The sequence below is a fragment of the Clostridium sp. 1001283B150225_161107_B6 genome, from assembly GCF_015556325.1.
GTDB lineage: Bacteria > Bacillota > Clostridia > Lachnospirales > Lachnospiraceae > Enterocloster.
This window is the reverse complement of the sequence record NZ_JADNMD010000014.1, coordinates 56,430-77,572: the sequence shown is the minus strand read 5'-3', so window position 1 is coordinate 77,572 and position 21,143 is coordinate 56,430. Positions and strand designations below refer to the sequence as shown.

15 protein-coding genes are annotated in these 21,143 nt (G+C 50.9%); 14 read left to right on the top strand and 1 reads right to left on the bottom strand.

The window, feature by feature from the left end; translation table 11 throughout:
* Positions 1–17 precede the first annotated feature (17 nt).
* Positions 18–821 carry an MBL fold metallo-hydrolase gene (locus I2H39_RS24340; protein WP_207746955.1) on the bottom strand — a complete coding sequence of 268 codons (804 nt, stop codon included), beginning with the start codon at positions 819–821 and terminating at the stop codon, positions 18–20.
* A gap of 305 nt (positions 822–1,126) precedes the next feature.
* On the opposite strand from I2H39_RS24340, the gene I2H39_RS24335 reads away from it, so the two are divergent.
* The 14 genes from I2H39_RS24335 to I2H39_RS24270 all read left to right on the top strand — a co-directional run bounded on the left by I2H39_RS24335 (position 1,127) and on the right by I2H39_RS24270 (position 21,124).
* Positions 1,127–1,831 carry a response regulator transcription factor gene (locus I2H39_RS24335; RefSeq protein WP_002572923.1) on the top strand — a complete coding sequence of 235 codons (705 nt, stop codon included), beginning with the start codon at positions 1,127–1,129 and terminating at the stop codon, positions 1,829–1,831.
* Complete coding sequence (locus I2H39_RS24330; RefSeq protein ID WP_138306337.1) at positions 1,821–2,957, top strand: HAMP domain-containing sensor histidine kinase; 1,137 nt, start codon at positions 1,821–1,823, stop codon at positions 2,955–2,957. Before I2H39_RS24335 ends, I2H39_RS24330 begins: the two co-directional genes overlap by 11 nt.
* Before the next feature lie 32 nt (positions 2,958–2,989).
* Positions 2,990–5,506: a hypothetical protein gene (locus tag I2H39_RS24325; RefSeq protein WP_195627720.1), complete on the top strand. Its 2,517-nt coding sequence runs from the start codon at positions 2,990–2,992 to the stop codon at positions 5,504–5,506.
* The gene (locus I2H39_RS24320; protein ID WP_138306586.1) at positions 5,506–6,468 is read left to right on the top strand and encodes an ABC transporter ATP-binding protein; all 963 of its coding nucleotides are present in this window, start codon (positions 5,506–5,508) and stop codon (positions 6,466–6,468) included. The genes I2H39_RS24325 and I2H39_RS24320 overlap by 1 nt, the downstream gene beginning before the upstream one ends.
* Positions 6,446–7,378: an ABC transporter permease subunit gene (locus I2H39_RS24315; RefSeq protein WP_138306339.1), complete on the top strand. Its 933-nt coding sequence runs from the start codon at positions 6,446–6,448 to the stop codon at positions 7,376–7,378. The genes I2H39_RS24320 and I2H39_RS24315 overlap by 23 nt, the downstream gene beginning before the upstream one ends.
* 2 nt (positions 7,379–7,380) lie before the next feature.
* Entirely contained in the window at positions 7,381–8,721 is a 1,341-nt protein-coding gene (locus I2H39_RS24310) for an SPFH domain-containing protein (RefSeq protein ID WP_195627719.1), read from the top strand.
* Between the two features lie 25 nt (positions 8,722–8,746).
* Entirely contained in the window at positions 8,747–9,796 is a 1,050-nt protein-coding gene (locus I2H39_RS24305; protein ID WP_195627718.1) for a zinc ribbon domain-containing protein, read from the top strand.
* The gene (locus tag I2H39_RS24300) at positions 9,793–10,815 is read left to right on the top strand and encodes a TPM domain-containing protein (protein WP_195627717.1); all 1,023 of its coding nucleotides are present in this window, start codon (positions 9,793–9,795) and stop codon (positions 10,813–10,815) included. Before I2H39_RS24305 ends, I2H39_RS24300 begins: the two co-directional genes overlap by 4 nt.
* A 283-nt stretch (positions 10,816–11,098) precedes the next feature.
* The gene (locus I2H39_RS24295) at positions 11,099–11,344 is read left to right on the top strand and encodes a GIY-YIG nuclease family protein (protein WP_138306343.1); all 246 of its coding nucleotides are present in this window, start codon (positions 11,099–11,101) and stop codon (positions 11,342–11,344) included.
* A 236-nt stretch (positions 11,345–11,580) separates the two neighbouring features.
* Entirely contained in the window at positions 11,581–12,777 is a 1,197-nt protein-coding gene (locus tag I2H39_RS24290) for a BTAD domain-containing putative transcriptional regulator (RefSeq protein WP_195627716.1), read from the top strand.
* Positions 12,778–12,868: 91 nt separating this feature from the next.
* Positions 12,869–13,339, top strand: coding sequence for a hypothetical protein (locus I2H39_RS29355; protein ID WP_227147399.1), 471 nt, complete (start codon positions 12,869–12,871; stop codon positions 13,337–13,339).
* Between the two features lie 14 nt (positions 13,340–13,353).
* Positions 13,354–13,671, top strand: coding sequence for a DNA repair protein (locus tag I2H39_RS24280; protein ID WP_207746953.1), 318 nt, complete (start codon positions 13,354–13,356; stop codon positions 13,669–13,671).
* Positions 13,664–14,245, top strand: coding sequence for a signal peptidase I (gene lepB, locus I2H39_RS24275; RefSeq protein WP_195627715.1), 582 nt, complete (start codon positions 13,664–13,666; stop codon positions 14,243–14,245). The genes I2H39_RS24280 and lepB overlap by 8 nt, the downstream gene beginning before the upstream one ends.
* A 42-nt stretch (positions 14,246–14,287) precedes the next feature.
* Entirely contained in the window at positions 14,288–21,124 is a 6,837-nt protein-coding gene (locus I2H39_RS24270) for a SpaA isopeptide-forming pilin-related protein (RefSeq protein WP_195627714.1), read from the top strand.
* The last annotated feature ends 19 nt before the right edge of the window (positions 21,125–21,143 follow it).

The following is a 21,143-nucleotide window of genomic DNA, read 5'->3' as shown; positions in this document are numbered from 1 at the left end:
AATCCAAATCGGGGAAATCAGAGGAACAGGCAGTCGCCTGCGCCCAGATACACGGTGTTCAGCTCCGGATTTTCAGCCATCATGTTCCGCAGAAGCTCCCCGGAGCAGTGGTTAAAGCCCAGAAGCCCGATACCCATGTCCTTCATGGTACGGATGGTCAGCTGTATGCGCTCCCGGTCAGCCTCCACCAGATGGGTTCCGCCCACCACGGCCCGGATGGGCTGTGAGAAGCGCTGTCTTATCGTATCCAGGATGTTCAGGATGCCCGGGTGGCTGCATCCCACGATGACCACCAGTTCACCCCTGTCTTCCAGTACAAGGCAGACCTCATCCTGAAAATAATCCTGCTTCCATCCCTCCTTGTCCCGTATCACAAAACGTTCCGGAACCGTCTCAAAGTCATGGCTCCGTATGATGTCTCCCATGACCCAGCAGTTCCTGGCAATGGGAAGAACAGACCTGCATACCATGTGCCGGACACCGTGCTCCTCCAGAAACAGGCTGTCAAATCCCGTACCCAGATAGGTTGCCTTGAGGCCGTTCACGGCATATTTTTCCTCAAAGAACCCATTACCTGTCACCAGGGGACAACAAAGGCCTGCCGCCGCAAAATCCCTGTAACCGGCTGCGTGGTCGTAATGCCCGTGGCTTCCCACTGCAATGTCCACCTGTTCCGGCCGGATTCCCAGCCTGAGGGCATTTTCCAGGGCGTGTCTGCCTGCTCCGAAGTCAAAGAGGATGCGCGCATCCCCTGTCTCCACATAAAAGGACAACCCGTGTTCTGCTTTCATGGCCTTTTGTTCCCCGGCCAGATTGTCCATGACAGTCACTATCTTGATAATCCTCACCTCCTGAGAGTTTATAAAATTTTAATAATATTTATGAAATGATTATATCATAATTTACTTCTTTTTCCATTGTGACAGAACACAAATATTTGCAAAAATTTCTATTTTTCAGTCTGTTTTTATTTAAAGTATACAAATAAAAGAAGATATTGCCATTAGAGGGAGGTATGGCGGATTGTAACAGAAATTCCCACAATTTTTCAAGAAAAAAGTAAGGAAAACCTTGATATATTATGTTAGAATAGGTCATATAAGTTAACGTATGAGGAGGGGACATCATGCCCGATATAAATATCCTGGTTGTAGATGATGAAAAAGAGATTGCGGATTTGATTGAGATTTATCTTGTAAGTGATGGCTATAAAGTGTTTAAGGCGGAGAATGCCGCCAAGGGACTGGAAATTATTTCCAAAGAAGAGGTGCACCTGGTGCTGCTGGACATCATGATGCCGGGTATGAACGGCCTGGAGATGTGCAAGAAGATAAGGGAAACCAACAATATCCCTATTATCATGCTCAGCGCCAAGTCCACGGATTTAGATAAGATATTAGGCCTGGGAACAGGGGCGGACGACTATGTGGTGAAGCCCTTTAACCCGCTGGAGCTGACAGCCAGGGTTAAATCCCAGCTGCGCCGCTACACACAGCTGAATCCAAACAGCGCTTCCAAGGAAAAGGCCAACAACGAGATAACCATTAAGGGAATGACCATTAATAAGGATAACCATAAGGTGATTGTGGACGATGAGGAAATCAAGCTCACTCCCATTGAGTTCGATATCCTGTACCTGCTGGCCTCCAACCCGGGCAAGGTATTCAGCACCGACGAGATATTCGAGAAGGTGTGGAATGAAAAGGTATACGAGGCCAACAACACGGTCATGGTACATATCAGACGCCTGAGAGGCAAGATGAAAGAGGACACCAGACAGAATAAAATCATCACCACTGTGTGGGGAGTAGGTTACAAAATTGAAAAGTGATATGAGCAGGCGCTACCATACCCGTGTTATCACCAACATCATATACAGCGCCATTATTTCCTGTCTGGTGGAAATATTTCTGGTGACCAACGTGTCCATGATTGCCAGATACATGGAGGAATCCGGGCGTATGAACCGCCTGCTACAGGCGGTGCTGGATTACCATGTGGCGGTGGTGCTGGTTTATGTGGTATCCGGGCTGGTGCTGTTTGCAGTGACCTTTATGATTCTCCAGGAACCCTACATCCGCTATATCAGCAATATATCGGATGCGGTCCAGAGCATATCAGAAGGCAACCTGAACACCACCATCGACGTGATTGGAGACGACGAGTTCTCCAGCATGGCTGCCAACCTGAACAAGATGGCGGAGGATATCCGGGAGCTGATGGATAAGGAGAGGGAATCCGAGCGCACCAAAAATGAGCTTATAACCAATGTGGCCCATGACCTGCGCACGCCCCTGACATCCATTATCGGATATCTGGAGCTGCTGGCAGGCAACAATAAGATACCGGCGGAGATGCAGCACAAGTACATAGAGATTGCATATGGAAAGGCAAGGCGCCTGGAGAAGCTGATTGAAGATTTGTTTGGGTTTACCAAGCTCAATTACGGCAAGATATCCATGCATGTGGCCCAGCTGGATGTGGTAAAGCTGCTGGGACAGCTTTTGGAGGAGGCATACCCCAACTTTGTGGAAAAGAACCTGTCATATGACCTGCAGAGCAATGTGCCGGCTAAAATCATAACAGCTGATGGCAATCTGCTGGCCCGCCTGTTTGACAACCTGATTGGCAATGCCATCAAGTATGGCGCTGACGGCAAGCGGGTCCTGGTAAAGATACTGGCCCAGGAGGATGTGGTGACTGTTTCCGTTACCAATTACGGCTATGTTATACCGCCGGAGGAGCTGCCCCTGATATTCAACAAGTTTTACCGGGTGGAGCAGTCGCGGTCCAGCAGCACAGGCGGTACGGGCCTGGGACTGGCCATTGCAAAGGAAATCGTGGACATGCATGGGGGCACCATCAATGTGTCCAGCGATTTGGACGGCACCGTGTTCACGGTAAAGCTGCAGGTGAATTTTGACATTAATAAAGAGAATTTTGGAACCATTAGCTGACTTGAACGGAGAATAGGATGAGGAAGTGTAACATGCAGATATTTCCGGAGAAAATGAAAAGGGCGCTGAAAAGCACCCTTTTTGGCTTAATGCTGGCAGCGTCTGTGACGGTCCAGTCCCTGGGAGCCCAGGCATCAGGGACCGGTGAAACAGCTGCCAGGGAGGAAACCGCGGAATCCCCTGTTGCCATGGACGTGGTCTACGGTTATCAGAATACAGCGAAAAGCGGCCGTTTCCTGCCCATTAAAATCCAGCTGGACAGCCGGACCAGCCAGACGTTTAAGGGAACCCTGTGTATTCTGGCCATGGAGCCGGATTTTCAGGGATATAATATGAACCTGGATTACGATGTATACCGGTATGAGTATCCGGTTGAGATAGAACCCGGCGGAAACATGAACAAATCAGTGAGTATATCCCTGGGGGCAAGAGTGGACCAGATGTATGTGCGTCTGCTGGATGAGAATGGAAATGAGGTGGTAAGCAAACGGCTGAAGCTGAATCTGAACCTGGAAACAGCAGAGCTTTTTATCGGCGTGCTCAGCGATAACCCGGCGGAGCTTCTGTATTTTAACGGTGTTGGCATCAACTACAGCACTCTCAGGACAAAGACCATTGAGATGACGGCAGCCACGCTTCCCGTGACGGAACTGGGACTGGACCAGCTGGATGTGCTGCTCATAACGGATTTTGATTCAGGAAAGCTGTCAGGACAGCAGATTGAGGCTGTGTGGGAATGGGTCCGCAAAGGCGGCGTCCTGCTCATAGGAACCGGCGGAAGGGGAGAGGATACCCTGAGGGCCTTTGGCAGGGAGCTTTTGGAGCAGCCCCTTCCCCAGCCCGATGAGCGGGTCATCAACATGGGTGTGGAATATGCGGTGGACCGGCCTGAGGGCGCCTCCATCCCCCTGACATGTACGGATGTTATGCTCAAAGGCGGCACCGAGGTGCTGGGAAGCGAGGAGCTTTCCGTGCTCTCGTCGGTTTCCGTGGGGAATGGACTGGCTGCCGTGGCCATGTACGATTTTGTGGACATAGAGGAGTTCTGCCAGGCCAATATCTCCTATATCGACAACCTGTTCACCACGCTCCTGGGTGAGGATAAGATAAACGGGCTGGCCAGCGCCATGGACGGAAGCACGTCCAGCCAGTTCTGGTCGGTACAGGGACTGATTAATACAGGCAACATCAATAATCTTCCGAAGGTGAGCCTTTACGTGACCCTGGCAGTGGCCTATGTGGCCCTGGCCGGGCCGGGTCTTTACTTCTTCTGGAAACAGAGGGGAATGCGCCAGTACTATCAGCTGTCCGTGGCCGTTCTGTCCCTGTGCTGCACCGGCATGGTCCTTCTCATGGGCATGAGCACCCGGTTCACAGGGCCCTTCTTCACCTACGCCACCATAAAGGACACGGACCGGGATGAGATATCCGAGACAACATTCATCAATATGCGGGCGCCCTATAATAAATCCTATTCCGTAACCCTGAACCCGGACTACACCCTGTATCCCATTACGGGAAATGCCTACTACAACATGACGCCCCTGCCCAAATTCACAGGTGAGGAAACGCCGTCCATCACCATACGTTATGATGAGGAGGGCACCAGGGTTAAGTCTGATAATGTGGGTGCGTTTAATTCAAAGTTTTTCATGATGGAGCGCCGCATGGAAAACGGGCAGCAGGAGGGATTTACAGGGGATGTGAATTCCTTTGACGGTAAGGTGACAGGCACTCTGACCAACCATTACGGCCAGGAGGTGGACAATGTGGCCATCCTCCTGTATAATCAGATGATTCTCATCGGCCATATGGAACCGGGCGAAACCGTAAGTCTGGACGATATGAAGGTCATATACGGAATCACCAATTTCGGCTATGCCATGGCGGAGCAGATAACAGGGGCTTCCCGCTATAAGGAGGACAAGGACATACGGGATGCAGCCTATGTGCAGGCGCTGGAGAGAACCAACCTCCTGTCCTTCTATATGGGAAACTACCTGTCGGGCTACCACTCAGAAGCCAGAGTGCTGGGATTCAGCAATGAGAAGGAGGAAACAGGCTTCTTAAAGTCCTCCAGCCATGAGACATATGGGTCCACCCTGCTCACATCCTCCATTGACGTAAACTATGAGCAGGACGGCATGATATACAGGTCCGCGCTCCAGAAGCAGCCTAATGTGCTCTCCGGTGAGTATTATGCGTCCAACAACAGCATGTACGGCCTGACGCCTGTGATGCTGGAGTACTATCTGGGCAATGATATTGAGGTGGAGAAGCTGTCCTTCCATCAGATGAGCGATGAGGTGGTACAGAGCATGCGGTACTACTATACAGTGCCCTTTGCCGGCAACATGTATTTTTATAATTACAATACCGGCGCCTATGATTCCATGGATACCCATGCCCAGTCCTATGACAGGCAGGCTCTGGAACCATACCTGTCCCCGGGCAATACCCTGACCATCAAGTATGTGTATGATGCCACAGGCGATTACACCTGGAATATCATGCTGCCCATACTGACCGTGACAGGAAGGAGTAAATGATGCTGGAGATAAGAGGATTACACAAGATATACGGAAAATACCATGCGTTAAGCGGCCTGGACATGACGGTGGAAACAGGAGCCCTCTATGGTTTTGTGGGGCCCAACGGGGCTGGAAAGACCACCACCATTAAAATCATGACAGGGCTCCTGGAGGCGGAGGAAGGCAGAATCACCATAAACGGTATGGACGCCCGTTCCGACCTGGGAAAGCTAAAGGCCATGATTGGCTATGTGCCGGATTTTTTCGGAGTGTACGATAACCTGACCGTATCGGAATACATGGAATTCTTTGCAGCCTGCCATCACATAAACGGCCTGGTGGCAAGAAAGAGATACACGGCCCTGCTGGAACAGGTGGGGCTGGAGGATAAGCTGGATTTTTTTGTGGACGGACTGTCCAGGGGCATGAAGCAGAGGCTGTGCCTGGCCAGGGCCCTGATTCACGACCCGGCCATCCTGGTACTGGATGAGCCCACATCCGGGCTGGACCCCAGGACCCGTTTTGAATTCAGGGAAATATTAAAGGAGCTCCAGGAGTCGGGCAAGACCATAGTAATCAGCTCCCATGTCCTGTCAGAACTGTCCGAGCTCTGTACGGATATCGGAATCATCGACCAGGGGCGGATGGTGCTGGAGGGAAACATAGACGATATCCTGTCCAGGGTCAATACCTCCAATCCGCTGGTCATATCTGTGTTTACCAATATAGACAAGGCTTTGGCCATCCTTAAGAGCCATCCCTGCGTACAGACCATATCCCTAAGGGAGCAGGATATCTGCGTACGGTTTGCAGGGGATGCACAGGACGAGGCCCTGCTGCTCCAGCAGCTGATTGACAGCGATGTGCTGGTCAACGGATTCACCCGGGAAAAGGGAAGCTTGGAATCCGTATTTATGCAGCTGACAGAACATGAAGAGGAAAGGGTGGTGTTGTCTTATGATGCGAAATCCGGTCTATAGCCGGGAGATGAAGGTCAGCTCCAGAAGTATCAGACTGCCCCTCATCATCGTGCTGTTCAATGGAATCCTGTCCATGGTCACCCTGCTCAACATGTATTCCGCCGTGGCCCAGGTGGAGTCCGCAGCTGTTATCCAGTACAGCAGCTTTATGGATATGTATGAGTTTGTCACCACCATTGAATTTATACTGCTGATGTTTATTGTGCCGGCTGTGACAGCGGCCAGCATAAGCGGGGAGCGGGAACGGCAGACCCTGGAATTGATGCTCACCACCCAGATGACGGCGTCCCAGGTGGTGATTGGGAAGCTGATGAGTGCCCTGAGCACACTGCTGCTGCTGATTGTGTCCAGTTTTCCCGCAGTGGCCATGGTATTTGTCTATGGGGGTATCACGTGGCAGGATATTCTGTCCCTGCTTTTATGTTATATTACAGTGGCCTTTTTTGCAGGCAGCCTGGGAATCTGTTTCTCAGCCCTGTTTAAACGGTCTACCATATCCACGGTTGCCACCTATGGAGTGCTTATAGCCGTGGTGGCAGGGACATACTTTATAAATAAGTTTTCCCTCTCCCTGTCCGCCATGAATATAAATAATTCAGTGGTAGCCTATGGATTCGGGGAAAATGTGGTGAAGCCCTCATCGGGAAATGTGATTTATCTGCTGCTTCTTAACCCGGCAGCTACATTTTATACAATCATAAACGGACAGCTGGGAGGCAGTACGCCTGCGGCCAAGATGGCAGGCTATTTCGGGATGCAGTCCACCGGCTTTGTGATGGAGAACTGGATTATCATAAGCATTGTGATTCAGCTGGCCATAGCCGCGCTGATGATATGGGTGGCCATCAAGGCAGTGGAGCCGGTTAAGCGCAGGCGCAGGCAGAAGAAGGCAGCTAAGAAAGGGGATTAATCATGGGAATCATTAAAGCAGTTACCACAGCAGTGGGAGGAGCCCTGGCAGACCAGTGGCTGGAGGCCATAGAGCCGGATGATATGGGAGATAAGACCGTCTTTGTGCGGGGCGTACAGGTGCGCAGGGGAAAGGGGTCCAATACAAAGGGGTCCTCCGATATCGTGTCGGACGGTTCCGTTATCCACGTATATCCCAACCAGTTCATGATGCTGGTGGACGGAGGAAAGATAGTGGATTATACGGCTGAGGAAGGTTACTATAAGGTCAGCCATTCCTCCATGCCTTCCATGTTTAACGGGCAGTTCGGGGAGGCGCTTAAGGAATCCTTTAACCGTATCCGCTTCGGCGGCGTGACGCCCGGGGCTCAGAAGGTGTATTATGTCAATCTCCAGGAGATAAAAGGAATTAAATTCGGCACCCGCAATCCGGTGAACTATTTTGATGATTTTTACAACGCGGAATTGTTTCTGCGCGCCCATGGAACGTACTCCATCAAAGTGACGGACCCCATTAAGTTTTATGCTGAGGTTATCCCAAAGAATGCGGACCATGTGGATATTGATTCCATCAACGAGCAGTACCTGTCGGAGTTCCTGGAGGCCCTGCAGACATCCATCAACCAGATGTCGGCGGACGGCACCAGGATATCTTATGTCACATCCAAGAGCCGGGAGCTGGGACAGTATATGGCCCAGACCCTGGATGAGGAGTGGACCCGGATGCGAGGCATGGAGATACAGGCAGTGGGTATTGCCAGCATCACCTACGACGAGGAGTCCCAGAGTCTGATTAACCTGAGAAACAGAGGAGCCATGATGGGCGACCCGTCAATCAGGGAAGGATATGTACAGACCACCATTGCGGAGGGGCTTAAAAATGCAGGCTCCAATGACAACGGCGCCATGGCCGGTTTTATGGGCATGGGAATGGGAATGCAGATGGGCGGCGGCTTTATGGGCGCAGCATCCAATGCCAATATGCAGCAGATGCAGATGAACCAGGCCCCGGGCCGGATGCCTGGTAATCCGGGGCCTGGGATGGGAGGACAGCCGGCCGGAAACCAGTGGGCTGTGCCGAACCAGACCGCAGGAGCGCAGCCGGGAGCAGCGGGAATGGCCGGACCAATGGCAGGAGCGCAGCCGGGAGCTGCGGGAATGGCCGCCCAGACGCCGGGAGCACAGACAGCCGGGGCATGGAGCTGCCCAAGCTGCGGAACCTCCAATACGGGAAAGTTCTGCGGGGAGTGCGGGCACCCGCGTCCCGATACACCGTGGACCTGTGCCTGCGGAACTATTAATACGGGAAAGTTCTGCAGCGAATGCGGGAAACCAAGGTCTTAAATGCTGTGATAACAGGAGAGAGAATATGGCAGCCATAACCTACAAATGCCCTAACTGTAACGGCGGTCTTATGTTTGACCCGGCTTCACAGAAATACCACTGCGAATACTGCCTGTCTGATTTTACACAGGAAGAACTGGACCATCCGGAATCAGGCAGCCCTGAATCCGGTTATGCTGAGCCAGACGCTGCCGGGACTCAGCCGGTTCTTTATACCTGCCCCAGCTGCGGCGCACAGATTGTGACGGACAATACCACGGCTGCGACTTTCTGCTATTACTGCCATAACCCCGTGGTGCTGGCAGGACGGCTGGAAGGGGAATTCAGGCCGGATTATGTGATTCCCTTCCGGATAGACAGGCAGAAGGCAGAGGAGATATTTTCCCAGTGGATAGGGAGAAAGAGATATGTGCCGGAGGCATTTTACAATAAGAAACAGATTGAGAGCATGAGCGGAGTGTATTTTCCCTACTGGCTTTACAGCTGCCGTGTGGACGGGGAGCTGGATGCCCAGGGGACCATGCTCAGGACATGGGATACCGCAGGCATGCGGTATACAGAGACAAAGATATACGATGTAAAACGCCAGGGAACCATGGAGGTGGACCATGTGGCCAGGAACGGTCTGAGAAAGGCCAACAGGCAGCTGGTGGACAGTGTACTTCCATACAGGATGAATGAGAAGGAGAATTTCTCCATGGGATATCTTTCCGGATTCCTGGCCGAGAACCGGGATATGGAAAAGGAACAGTTCATGACGGATGTGCAGACAGAGGTCAGGCAGTTTGCCCTGCAAAGCCTTCAGAATCAGGCCGGAAACTACAGCAAAATCCAGGTGCGCAAAAAGGAAGCCGGTATCAGGGACGAGAAATGGAGCTATGCCCTGCTTCCTGTATGGACCCTTACATATAATGACAAGGCCAGGGGAAAGATATACTACTTCGCTCTCAACGGGCAGACAGGAAAAGTCTGCGGCAAGCTGCCTGTGGACAGGAAAAAGCTGGCGGTTCTCTTTTTCTCCGTATTTCTTCCGATGTTCCTATTACTTATGATAGGAGGGTATTTCTTAGGATGACAGGACGCAGAACGGTTGTTAGATGGCTCAGACTGCTGGCAGCAGCGGCGTTGTGCCTGGGACTTTGGAGCGGAGCAGGGAATGTACTGGATTCCCAGGCACAGGAATCTCAGGCACAGGAATCCCAGCCTTACGGTAAGATTCAGCCTTACGGTGAGATTCAGTCTTATGGCAGGATTCAGGTTTATGGCAAGGCCAAGACCTACAGCAAGGACCAGTCCCGTAAAGATACCCGGCGGCTGTTTGACGAGGCCGGCCTTATGACATCAGAGGAAGCCGAAAACCTGGAGGAGCTTATTGCCCGGTGCAGGAAAAAGACCGGAATGGATGTGGCGGTGGTGACTGCCTATAATGACGGCAGCCATACGGCCAGGGAGTATGCAGATGATTTTTACGACCAGAACGGACTGGGCACAGGGAGGAAAGCCAGCGGCGTGCTGTTCCTGATTTATATGGACAGTCCGGACAGTTATGGCGGTGAGAGCTATGTGTCCACCACCGGCAATATGATACGGATTCTGACAGACCAGCGGATTGATGAAATACAGGATGATGTATCCTATGCATTGAGGAGCCGCGATTATGCGGGTGCAGCAGCTGAATTCCTGAAAGATGTGGAGTATTATGTGGACCGGGGAATTCAGAGAGGCCAGTATAATTATGATACGGAAACCGGTGAAATCAGTGTCTACAGAAGCATACGCTGGTATGAAGCCATGTTCGCATTTCTGGTGTCAGCCGGAGTGGCAGGTTCGGTGTGCCTGGGAGTAAAAGGGCGGTATTCCATGGCCCAGACTGAACGGGAGAGAGCCAACAGCCTTCTGGCTTACCGGGCAGATGCCAAATTTGCCTTTGGCAGTTCAGGGGACAGCCTGATTCAGAAATTCGTCACCTCAGCCCCCATACCAAGGCCCGCCGCACACCACTCGTCAGGAGGTTCAGGACGAAGTTCAGGGCGCAGTTCCACCCACAGCTCCAGCAGCGGCAGGAGTCACGGAGGCGGAGGGAGAAGATTTTAGAGGAATATTAAATGTGTTTTATGCACATTTTAAAGGTATGCGCGATATAATAAGGTATAGATGTGGTTCAGAAAAATACCTTCTATCTGGTTGTGCCGCGCATCCAGCTGGTGCTTTAATCATAGATTACAGGGCAACCTGGGCGGTGATGACGTGTTGCAAGCGTTATTACCGTTTACATAGCCGGCATTATCTGATAAAATGAGACAGGAAGGGCATTCCCTTAAAGGGACGCCCTTTTATTGCTGTCAGGTGTTTGATTACCGGGAAGGAAGGGATATCCATGAACTATACCTATATCCTCACCTGTGCGGACGGTACGTTTTACTGCGGCTGGACCAATGACCTGGACAAGCGTCTTAAGGCTCATAACCAGGGAACCGGGGCAAAGTACACAAGGCCCAGACGTCCGGTGGTGCTGTCCTACTATGAGGCATTTGAGACAAAACAGGAAGCCATGCGCAGGGAGTATGCGATTAAACACATGAGCAGGGTGCAGAAAGAGCAGCTGATAAAAGGGATAAGTTAGGAATTATGATATAGGAAGAACTGAGAGACAATGGTACGGAGAAAAGCCCCGGACCATTGTTTTTTTGTTTTATTTACCGGCAGGGTGTAATTTCCTGTAATCTGTGACATAAAACGAAATGTAACTGTAAAGTAACACTGCATTGTTAAGTTAATAACGTTCCCGTAACATATCAAGCTTTATAATAAATATAATAGGCGAATTGTCTAAACAAAAGAAAAGAAGAGGGGTCTGTCATGGAGCAAGTATGCTTGAAGGTATGTATGTTTGGAGAGCTGTATATAGAGTATGATGATAGGCCAATGAAACTGCCGCTTGATATACACAGTATCACGGTCCAGCTTCTTGTCATGCTGTGGGAGGCAGGTGAGAAGGGAATCAGCCGGGATTTAATCCTGAGCCGGCTCTATGGTGAAAATGAAGTCAGCAATCCAGCCAACAGTATGCGCGTTAACATTTTCCGCCTGAGGAAAATGATTAAAAAACTGCCGCTTCCTGAGTACGAGTACATCATAGTTGAAAACGGGCTTTACCGGTGGGATGCATCCAAGGTGGGACTGGAGACAGACGTCAAGCAGTTTTTTAGTTATCTGCAGCAGGCAAAGACCCTGCCCCAGGGACAGGAGCTGCCACTTTTAAGGGATGCCTGCGAACTGTACAAGGGAGATTTTCTTCCTGAATTATCAGCGGAGCAATGGGTGGCTGCCAGGACCATGGATTACCAGAAAATGTATACAGAGGCAGTGGAGCGGCTCTACCAGGCATATATGAATGAAAAGGAGTACGATAATGCCCTGTATATCGCGGGCCGGGCATTCAATATATACATGTATGAGGCCTTTGCCATTATGAAAATCGATGCTCATATTGCCAGGGGGGATTTCCAGAAGGCCCTGAACACGCTGGATGAGTTCAGCAAGTCTATATTCCGGGATTTTGGCGTTATGCCGTCAGAAGAAATGCTGGGCCGGTATGAGCAGGTCAGCAGCCATATCAACAGTGCTTATACGGCAATAAAAGAAATACAGGAGCAGTTCAATGAGGAGGCGGTGGGGGGAGCGTATTACTGCCGTTTTCCCAGTTTTATTGACTGTTACCGTATACTGAAACGTCTGTCCGCCCGTAACGGTCAGGCGGTATTCCTTGTGTGCTGCAGTATTACCGATAATCAGGGAAAACGTCTGGAACGGGGAGACAAAGGGCTGGACAATACCTCTGTGTTAATGAAATCCATTGAGAGTACCCTGAGAGTTGGAGATATCTATACCAAAAGCGGAGACAACCAGTTTTTAATCCTGCTATCCGGCCTGACCCTGGAAGACTGCAGCCGGGTGACGGACAGAATACACAGGAGCTTCCAAAAATCAGGAAAAATATGGGGAATCAGGCTGGATTTCCGCATAACCCCGGTGGTGCAGCCTAAAAAACAGTAATTTTTTTATTTGGTGTAATGTGTGATGTAATGCCCTGGCGTGTATAGTGTAGAAGTGATTTAGAACTGACGGTATATTTGGGAGGGATAAAATGATATCAATTGAATCATATCCTGGTACGCTGTGTGTATGTATTGACGGAAGTGGACAGGACCCCATATCCGGGAGATTTTACCACAGATATGGGAATAAACCGGTGGACTTTAAAAATGCGCTTCAGATGATTCTGAAGGCAGATGACATATTTGAACAGACAGGGACACCGATGGCAAATCTGCAGAACCGCAGTTTCACTTCGACAGCTCAGGTAAGACATGACAGGAGGGTGTTTTTGATGAACAAGGTCAATGAGATTTTGGAAAATAAAGGAGACAGGGCCACATTTATAGTGCAGGTCCAGTACCGTCAGAATGCCAGCTGGCAGGGAAAGCTGATATGGGTGGATAAAAAGAAGACAGTCTGTTTCAGGAGTGTGTTGGAACTGATTAAGCTGATGGACAGTGCGGTGGGCGACGAGGCGCTGCACCTGAAAGAGGCTGGGAAGATTGAACTACAGGATTAAAGGAGAGTTGGTCTATGACAGGCAGGGAACTTCGTAAACTCCGGCGGTCTGAACTTCTGGAGATGCTAATTGAGTCTGAACGGAAAAATGAAGCTTTAAGGGAAGAAAATGAGGCTCTTAAGCAGCGAATCACGGCACGGGAAATCAAGATAGGACAGGCAGGTTCTATCGCAGAGGCGGCATTGCAGTTAAGCGGCATATTTGAGGCTGCACAGGATGCAGCCGCGCGGTATCTGGAGAACATCCGGACAAAAAGCAAAGCTCAGGAGGATGAGCTGGCCATTTATGCCATGGACGGGATTCAGGAAAAGAGCGGGGAAGTTTATGGGTAAAAAAGCAGCTTTTGTACCTTCCATAGAACAGCTTGAAATGGAGCTTAAGCGTGTGCGGCATAAGCATGAGTACAGGAGGACGCTGAGAGGAACGGTTTATGTGCTGATAATTGTTGCAGCCATCGCGGTCCTCATTGCCACCATGTTCATGCCGGTGCTCCAGGTAGTGGGCACCAGTATGGAACCTACCCTGGAGAATGGGGAGCTGGTTCTATCGCTGAAGAATGGTAAGTTCCGCCGTGGCGAAGTGATTGCATTTTATTATAACAACAAAATTTTGCTGAAACGGGTCATTGGGCTTCCGGGAGACCAGATTGTGGTAAAGGATGACGGAACAGTCCTGGTAAATGGCGTGGCTGCAGATGAACCCTATGTGACAGAGAAGGGTCTTGGGGAATGCGACCTGGATTTTCCCTACCAGGTGCCGGACAACCGGATTTTTGTACTGGGGGACCACAGGAGCACATCCATTGACAGCCGGTCTTCATCCGTGGGATGCGTGTCGGAAGATGTGATTGTGGGAAAGGTCATTCTCAAGCTATGGCCGCTGGCCAATATAGGGCCGGTGCAATAAGGCCGGTATGGGAAACAAGTATCACATTGAAGGGGGTGAGGCATGATGCAGAGCGATTTGTGGAGAAAAGTAGAGCAATACATAAAAGCGCACAGACAGAGAAGGTATACATATCTTGTACTGACTCTGCTGTCTGTCATAATTGCAGGTTCCGTATATGCGCTGCTGTGTATGCCGGCCATCAGTATGACAAAGGACCAGCCCCGAATGGAGGCGGAGACGGTGAGAGCTGTCTATGGGGATGAGCTGGCTGTCCGTATCAGGGCTGAAGCAGTAAAGGGCGCAGACCCAACTGTTTTTGTACTCCATACAGAAAGCAATGGAGCAGGTCTTTCCGATATGTATAACTTTGAGGATATGGAAGAGGACGATGCAGTCTGTCTGGTTGATACAGAAGACGGCGGATTCATAGAGCTTCACCGTGAGTTTAAGGGAAACGGTGTTGTGAATTACTGGTTCAGCCTGGAGCCGGAGGAAGCAGTGTCTTTCCTTTTATACTGTAATTCAGATATGTACACCAATCTGGATGAACAGGAGAAGGAAAAGGCAGAGGAAAGGAAGGCCCGGAAAGAGGCTGGGGAGCCGTCCAAGGAAGCTGCCGGCGGGAATGCAGCCGCAGGTCATGGAGGTACAGGAGCAGGCGGCGCAGGAACAGGCGGGTCAGGAGCAGACGGGTCAGGAACAGGCGGCGCAGGAGCAGGCGGCGCAGAGGACGGTTCGAGCGCAGATGGTATAAGTAAGCCGGAGGAATCCCGGAACCCGGAAAAGGATAATCAGGCAAATCATGAGGCAGATGAGAACAAAGGAGAAAGCGGAAATGAAGGTTCCGTGCCCGGCAATGGCAAAACGGAGGAAAACAATGGTTCCGGAATCGGCAATGGCGGTTCTGGCAGTGAGGATAACGGAGTTAATCCGGGTAATGACGGCTCCGGAAACGATGAAAATGGAAGCAGTTCAGGAAGTGGGAACTCCGGTAATGATGGAAATGAGAACAGTTCCGGCAGCAGTGGTTCCGACAGCGTAAGCGGAGGAAATGACAGCGGTTCCGGTAACAGCAGTTCCGGCAGCGGGGAAGATGGCAGCGGTTCCGGTAGCAGCAGTTCCGGCAGCGGGGAAGATGACAGCGGTTCCGGCAGCAGCGGTTCCGACAGCGGCGGCGGAGAGAGTGGAGACACCTCCGATAACAGCGGCTCCGCTGTAGCAAAGAGCGAACCCAAGGCGGAAATTTCCGGGCATTTTACAGTCCATCTGTTTCTTCCGGCGTATGCATTGGATGAAAATACGGAGAGCACATGGCGTGGTGCGGTAACTGACAATGAGCCAAAGCAAAAAAACAGTGCCTCTGAGGCCGGAGAGATAACTTCGGAAACCAAGGAAGAAGCTGCGGATACCGGTGAAAAGACAGCAGATGCCGGCAAAGAAACTGCGGGTACCAGTGAAGAAGCAACCGATACCGGAAAGGATGCAGCAAACACTGAAAAAGAAACAACGGATGCGGGTAAAGAAACAACCGACACCGGAGAAGGAACAACCGACACCGGAGAAGAAACAACCGACACCGGCAGCGGAACAACAGCTGATGTTGAGGAATCCGTATCTTCCGGTGAACCCCCTGCCGCAGCGGATAAAGAGGCCGGAAAGAATTCACAGGAAGATAAAAACCCGGTTAATGGGTCAAACCCGGCTGAATCCCAGACAGCAGCGCCGGAGAAACTGGACAAAGCGACTCCTTCCGATGCATCTTTAGCAACACCATCCAATGTATCCGCAGCAAGTCCCTCTGAGGCGGAAGAGGAAGGGCAGTATTTCAGGTTATACGGCGGAACCGGGAAGAATTATAAAGCGGGACTGCGGGCATCCAAGCGCAAAAATAATTCCCTGGAGCTTATCTGGAGAGAAACGATTAAGGAATTGACTCTGGAAGCAGTGACAGAGGGCGGTGTGACCGTGACCATGACAGGTCCTGAGGATTTATTTCCCAAGGGCGACCTGAGACTTGTTGTGAAGGAGGTGTCTAAAGTACAGGGCGGAACAGCCACGCCGTCTGATGCAGAGACATTGGCTGAAGATGAGCTTGATGAGCCGGAAAGCCCTTGGTCTGAATGGCTGTTTGATATATGCATTATGGATGGTGAGAAGGAAATCGAACCGGATGGTCCGGTGATGGTTACCTTTGAGGGAATTCTGGATGATGCTGACAATGCCACAGCTTCTGTCTATCATATTGATGAAGAAAATGATACGGCTGACGATATGGAGGCATGGACGGATGAGGATGGAAAAGTGGTCATGCGCACCAACCATTTTTCACTGTACAAGGTAAAGGTGGCGGCATCCCCGGAACAGATGACACTGGAAGAACTTCTGGATGGGTTTGGGATTACAAATCAGTTTGCAGTGTATGCAAATGAGATGGAAGCCAGAGGCCACATGGAAGGCAGCATTGCGGTGAAGAATCTGAAACTGGTTGATGGTAATTTTGACTTTGGAAATACAGACAAGGTGGGAACGACTGTGCCAGGAAATCAGGGAACCCTGACACTGACTGTCACAAAAGAGGTTTCTGAGGGAGGCCCTGAAACAGATACATACAATTTTGTTGTCTACGATGAAAATGATTCAGAAGCAGAGCGGCTGCAGATGGTTGGTCCAGGCTCCGCAGAGGTAACCCTGGAACCAGGATATTACAGGGTTTTTGAGCTGGACGCCTCAGGAAATCCCATTGCCCAGGGAATGGGTGATGGATTCACGGTTTCCTATGATGCACAGAATCTCAACGGATTCTTAGGCGGAGGAACAGCCGATTATGTTAATAATGCCAGCTATATAGAGAACTTTATTCCCAGTGAATACCCGGCTATGAAGGTACAGAATGTATCAGCCTTATATGTTGGAGGTGATAATGAAATCAATGACGCCCAAAAATCCATAACAACACCGGACGGCTATAGGGTAGAAGCGCAGAATGCCAGGGAAGGCGCCATTCGTAAACCCACCAATATGGACTGGGAGCAGAATTTTGACCGGCTGGCAGCTTTTTCAGAAGCATTGGCAGCGTGCAGGACCAATGATTATGACAAGGATGATTTGGAAACACCGGGCGTGCGTTTCCTGAATATGGATGTACCGGCTGACGGCGTCATTACAAAGGGAAGCATAGCAGACGCAATCGGAGAATCAGATAAAAATCTGAATCATGGTATTCCGCTGGGGGCTGAACCCCAGGGGGAACAGTACCTGGTAATTAATCTGAACTGCGCCAATGTGGTATCTGACATGGTGACGCTTCCGGATGTCGGACCAAACAGCAATAATGCCGGGGGCTGGAAGGATGAGTATGGCAGACTGATTTGGAACATGGTTGATGAGGGCAGCTGTTATACCGGATACATACGGATGCAGAACGCGGCCGTAGGCGTGATACTGGCTCCCGGCGGTACCGTGGACCAAAGCGCCACCTTTGGCGGCTCCATTCTGGCAGATAAGGTGATACGCAGCGCCAACGAGATTCATCAGCATTCATTCCGTTTAAACAGCTTTGCAGCAACCACAATTACCAATACATATACCGGATACACCGGAATGTCGCTGGAAATCAGAAAAACCAACACAGGCGAAACCGTACTGCCCGGGGCAGTGTTTGAGCTTTACAGAGCAGATGAAAACTGGGAGAAACTGGAGGAAACTCCCTTTGCCTCACAGGAGACTGATAATTCGGGCATTCTTCTCTTCGGGAATCTCCAGGCAGGAAATTACCTGCTGTATGAAACCCAGGCCCCCTCCGGATATGTTACGCCTGAGAAGCCATGGAAGATTACTGTAAATGCAGAGGGAATTGAATTCCCGGAATCACCGGAGGATGTCAGGCAGACAGAGGTCCAGGCGGATGCTGCAACTGTTACGGATACTGAAAATCCGTCAGATACAGGACTGTCAGGTGTTGAGAACAGGGCAGTGTATTCATACACCATCATGAACCAGAGAAGAACCGGTAATGTCAATGTACGCGTTGAAAAGAAATGGGAAGGGGACTCGGGCGGGCATCCGGGCTCAGTCACAGTGCATCTTCTGGCCGGCGGTAAGCGTACCGGGGATTCCATGGAACTAAACAGCAGCAATAGCTGGTCAGGAGAGTGGACCGGACTTCCGCCTACAGAAGAAGACGGAACACCCATCCTGTATTCTGTGGAGGAAGGTGCTGTATCCGGATACTATCCATCCATAGCCGGTGAAATGAGCTCAGATGATGGTGAATGGGTGAAAGTCCGGCAATTCACAGACGGCGGCACCTACATGCTGGTAAACAGCGGAAATGCTCTGGCCAGTGCGGGAAGTGATACCTCCAGCCTGACCTCAATCAGTGTAACAGAGAATATTGAGGCAGGCACACAGGCGGCCCCGGAGTCTGTGTGGACCGCTAAAAGCAGCGCCGCCCCAGGCAGTTCAAAAGGCTTTGAGCTGTTAAATACGGCGAATACAGAACGGAAGCTGGGTCTTTATACAGAATATATCAATGGGTATTATTATTACCGGCTATATGCCGGCCAGAAGTCTACCTATAGCGGTAATTTCTATTACAGCTATACGAACAATGCAGGAAAGCTGTATACAGAGTACGGAAATCATAAGTACTATTTATCCGGTATTCCGGCCAATGGCGGGGCTGAAACCACCACGTATTCTAATTATGCCAAAACCCTTGACCTCTACGAATGGCAAAGCAGCTCCGACACCACATGGACCTTTACAATCACCAATACAAAGGAAGCGGAGATTCCCAATAAGCAGACCCTGGAGATACAAAAGACCATTGATGCCCTGCGGCCTGAGACCGGTGAAAAGAATCCGGATACCGGACTGGATAAGAAGGACATGGATATGACTGATTTCTACCGGCTGTACCTGGACCTGAAGGCCGGAATCATAGGAGCGCCGGCAGACGTGGTCATGGTGCTGGATAACTCAAACAGTATGCAGACCACAGACATGGGGGGAGGCAGCACAAGAGCTGACGCTGTGGTGGATACCGCAGAGAATTTTGCAGAGCAGCTGCTGAACAGTGATGAACGAAACCGCATCAGCATAGTGGGGTACTCCGGAACCTGGAATAATTATCAAAAAGAGGATGGAAGCGACAGCGGATACAGCAAGGGAGACAGGGATGCCTGGTCGTCCAGCCGGTGGAATCAGGACTACAGAACCCTGGAAGAAAATGACCTTGAACCGCTGAGGGAGGATTTGCTGAAGGAGGAGGGGTGGAGCAACTCCAGCGGCAGCGGTACCAACATAATGCAGGCCCTTAAAATAGCAGGTGACCTTTTAAGAGAATCTGAGGATACAAGGCCGGAAGCCAACCGGTATATGATTTTTATCAGTGACGGTTATCCAACCTACTACTATCTGACAGAGGATACAGCCGGTGTGAGCAAATCGCAGCGGTATCCCGGGTACCACTATTATCAGCCGTCCAATAGCTCTGCAGGGTTTTATTTTAGAGGCAGCGACTACAATTGCCAGTCCACCTTTGAGTCCGGCTTCTGGGGCCGTTTCGGCACAGGAACGAGTACCTCCGGCACATATGCAAAGCAGCCCACCATCCATTATGCGAACCAGTTCCACACAGCCCATGATGACACGATTGTGTACGCATTGGGCGTGGGAACGAAACAGGATAAGGACAGTCCGCTGATGACGGACACCCTGAAGAAAATCGCCACATCAGAGGAAAACTATTATTTTGCCACGGATGCAGATGCGTTAAACGATGCATTTTACTCCATCATGTATGGGCTCCCGGTGACCGGGGTATCCATTGAGGATGAATTGAGCCAGTATGTGGAATGGTACGGCGAGCAGCCCGATGTACTGGTAACCATGAAGGATAAGAAGGGAAGGTTCACTAAACTGTGGCAGGGAAGCGGAAGCGAGACCGGCGGTACGGTGGGTAAAGCCCAGGAGGGCAACACCGCGGAGGACGGCAGTCCAATCATCCGGGATGTGACCTTTACACCTGCACCGGGCAGCCGGGATACAACCACAGGAACCGTAAAAGTAATCTTTAATCCGGGATATGTCCTGAAACCTGAGGTGACATACACCCTGTCATTTAATGTAAAGACCACCCGGACAGCCTATGATAAATACTCTGAGAACCGCAACAATCAGATGGATGGTTACGGAGGCGTAAAGGGAGATGCAAAAACCGACTATGGGACCAATGACACCAGTTCCGGTTATCCCGGGTTCCGCTCCAACCATAATGCAATTGCAGGTTATATCATAGACCAGCTGCATTATACGCAGGACTATGACCACCCGGTTGTCCAGGTTGCAGCCTGCAGCCTGAGGCTGCGCAAGACAGATGTACTGAGCCAGGACAAAGTTCTCCAGGGAGCAGGGTTCGACCTGTATAAAGAGGCGCAGCAGGGACAGGAAGGAGCAGTGGCCATACCGGGAGCCAGTGGGGAAGGCGGACAGGAAAACAGCCCGGTATACGGCATTAAAATAAATCAGGACATGCTTTACACAGATGAAAAAGGAGAGATTTACATAGCCTCCCTGGTACCGGACACCTACTATCTGGTGGAGACAAAAGCACCTGCCGGATACCAGCTCTTGGAAAAACCGGTCCGGTTTATATTAAAGCAGGCTGGTGTGGACGTAACAGGAGAGGGAACCGACCTTGGCATGGTCAGGGTACTGCCGCCGGAAAGCGGCGGGCAGCCGCCTATCTTGGTAATCAAAAACACCAATGGGTTTGAACTGCCTCACACCGGCGGAGCCGGTACCGGCTTCTGCGCGGCAGCAGGATTTCTGCTGATGGCAGCGTCAGCCGTATGTTATGTAAAAAGACGCTCTTGGGGAAGGGGGAGCCGGTAAGGCCCGGACCAAGGAAGAA

Excerpts from the sequence above, each read along its gene's own strand:
- I2H39_RS24335 (WP_002572923.1), top strand. The coding sequence starts at position 1,127 with ATGCCCGATATAAATATCCTGGTTGTAGATGATGAAAAAGAGATTGCG.
- I2H39_RS29355 (WP_227147399.1), top strand. The coding sequence starts at position 12,869 with ATGATATCAATTGAATCATATCCTGGTACGCTGTGTGTATGTATTGAC.
- I2H39_RS24280 (WP_207746953.1), top strand. The coding sequence starts at position 13,354 with ATGACAGGCAGGGAACTTCGTAAACTCCGGCGGTCTGAACTTCTGGAG.
- I2H39_RS24340 (WP_207746955.1), bottom strand. The coding sequence starts at position 821 with ATGGACAATCTGGCCGGGGAACAAAAGGCCATGAAAGCAGAACACGGG.
- I2H39_RS24325 (WP_195627720.1), top strand. The coding sequence starts at position 2,990 with ATGCAGATATTTCCGGAGAAAATGAAAAGGGCGCTGAAAAGCACCCTT.
- lepB (WP_195627715.1), top strand. The coding sequence starts at position 13,664 with ATGGGTAAAAAAGCAGCTTTTGTACCTTCCATAGAACAGCTTGAAATG.
- I2H39_RS24320 (WP_138306586.1), top strand. The coding sequence starts at position 5,506 with ATGCTGGAGATAAGAGGATTACACAAGATATACGGAAAATACCATGCG.
- I2H39_RS24315 (WP_138306339.1), top strand. The coding sequence starts at position 6,446 with ATGATGCGAAATCCGGTCTATAGCCGGGAGATGAAGGTCAGCTCCAGA.
- I2H39_RS24305 (WP_195627718.1), top strand. The coding sequence starts at position 8,747 with ATGGCAGCCATAACCTACAAATGCCCTAACTGTAACGGCGGTCTTATG.
- I2H39_RS24310 (WP_195627719.1), top strand. The coding sequence starts at position 7,381 with ATGGGAATCATTAAAGCAGTTACCACAGCAGTGGGAGGAGCCCTGGCA.
- I2H39_RS24290 (WP_195627716.1), top strand. The coding sequence starts at position 11,581 with ATGGAGCAAGTATGCTTGAAGGTATGTATGTTTGGAGAGCTGTATATA.
- I2H39_RS24270 (WP_195627714.1), top strand. The coding sequence starts at position 14,288 with ATGATGCAGAGCGATTTGTGGAGAAAAGTAGAGCAATACATAAAAGCG.
- I2H39_RS24300 (WP_195627717.1), top strand. The coding sequence starts at position 9,793 with ATGACAGGACGCAGAACGGTTGTTAGATGGCTCAGACTGCTGGCAGCA.
- I2H39_RS24295 (WP_138306343.1), top strand. The coding sequence starts at position 11,099 with ATGAACTATACCTATATCCTCACCTGTGCGGACGGTACGTTTTACTGC.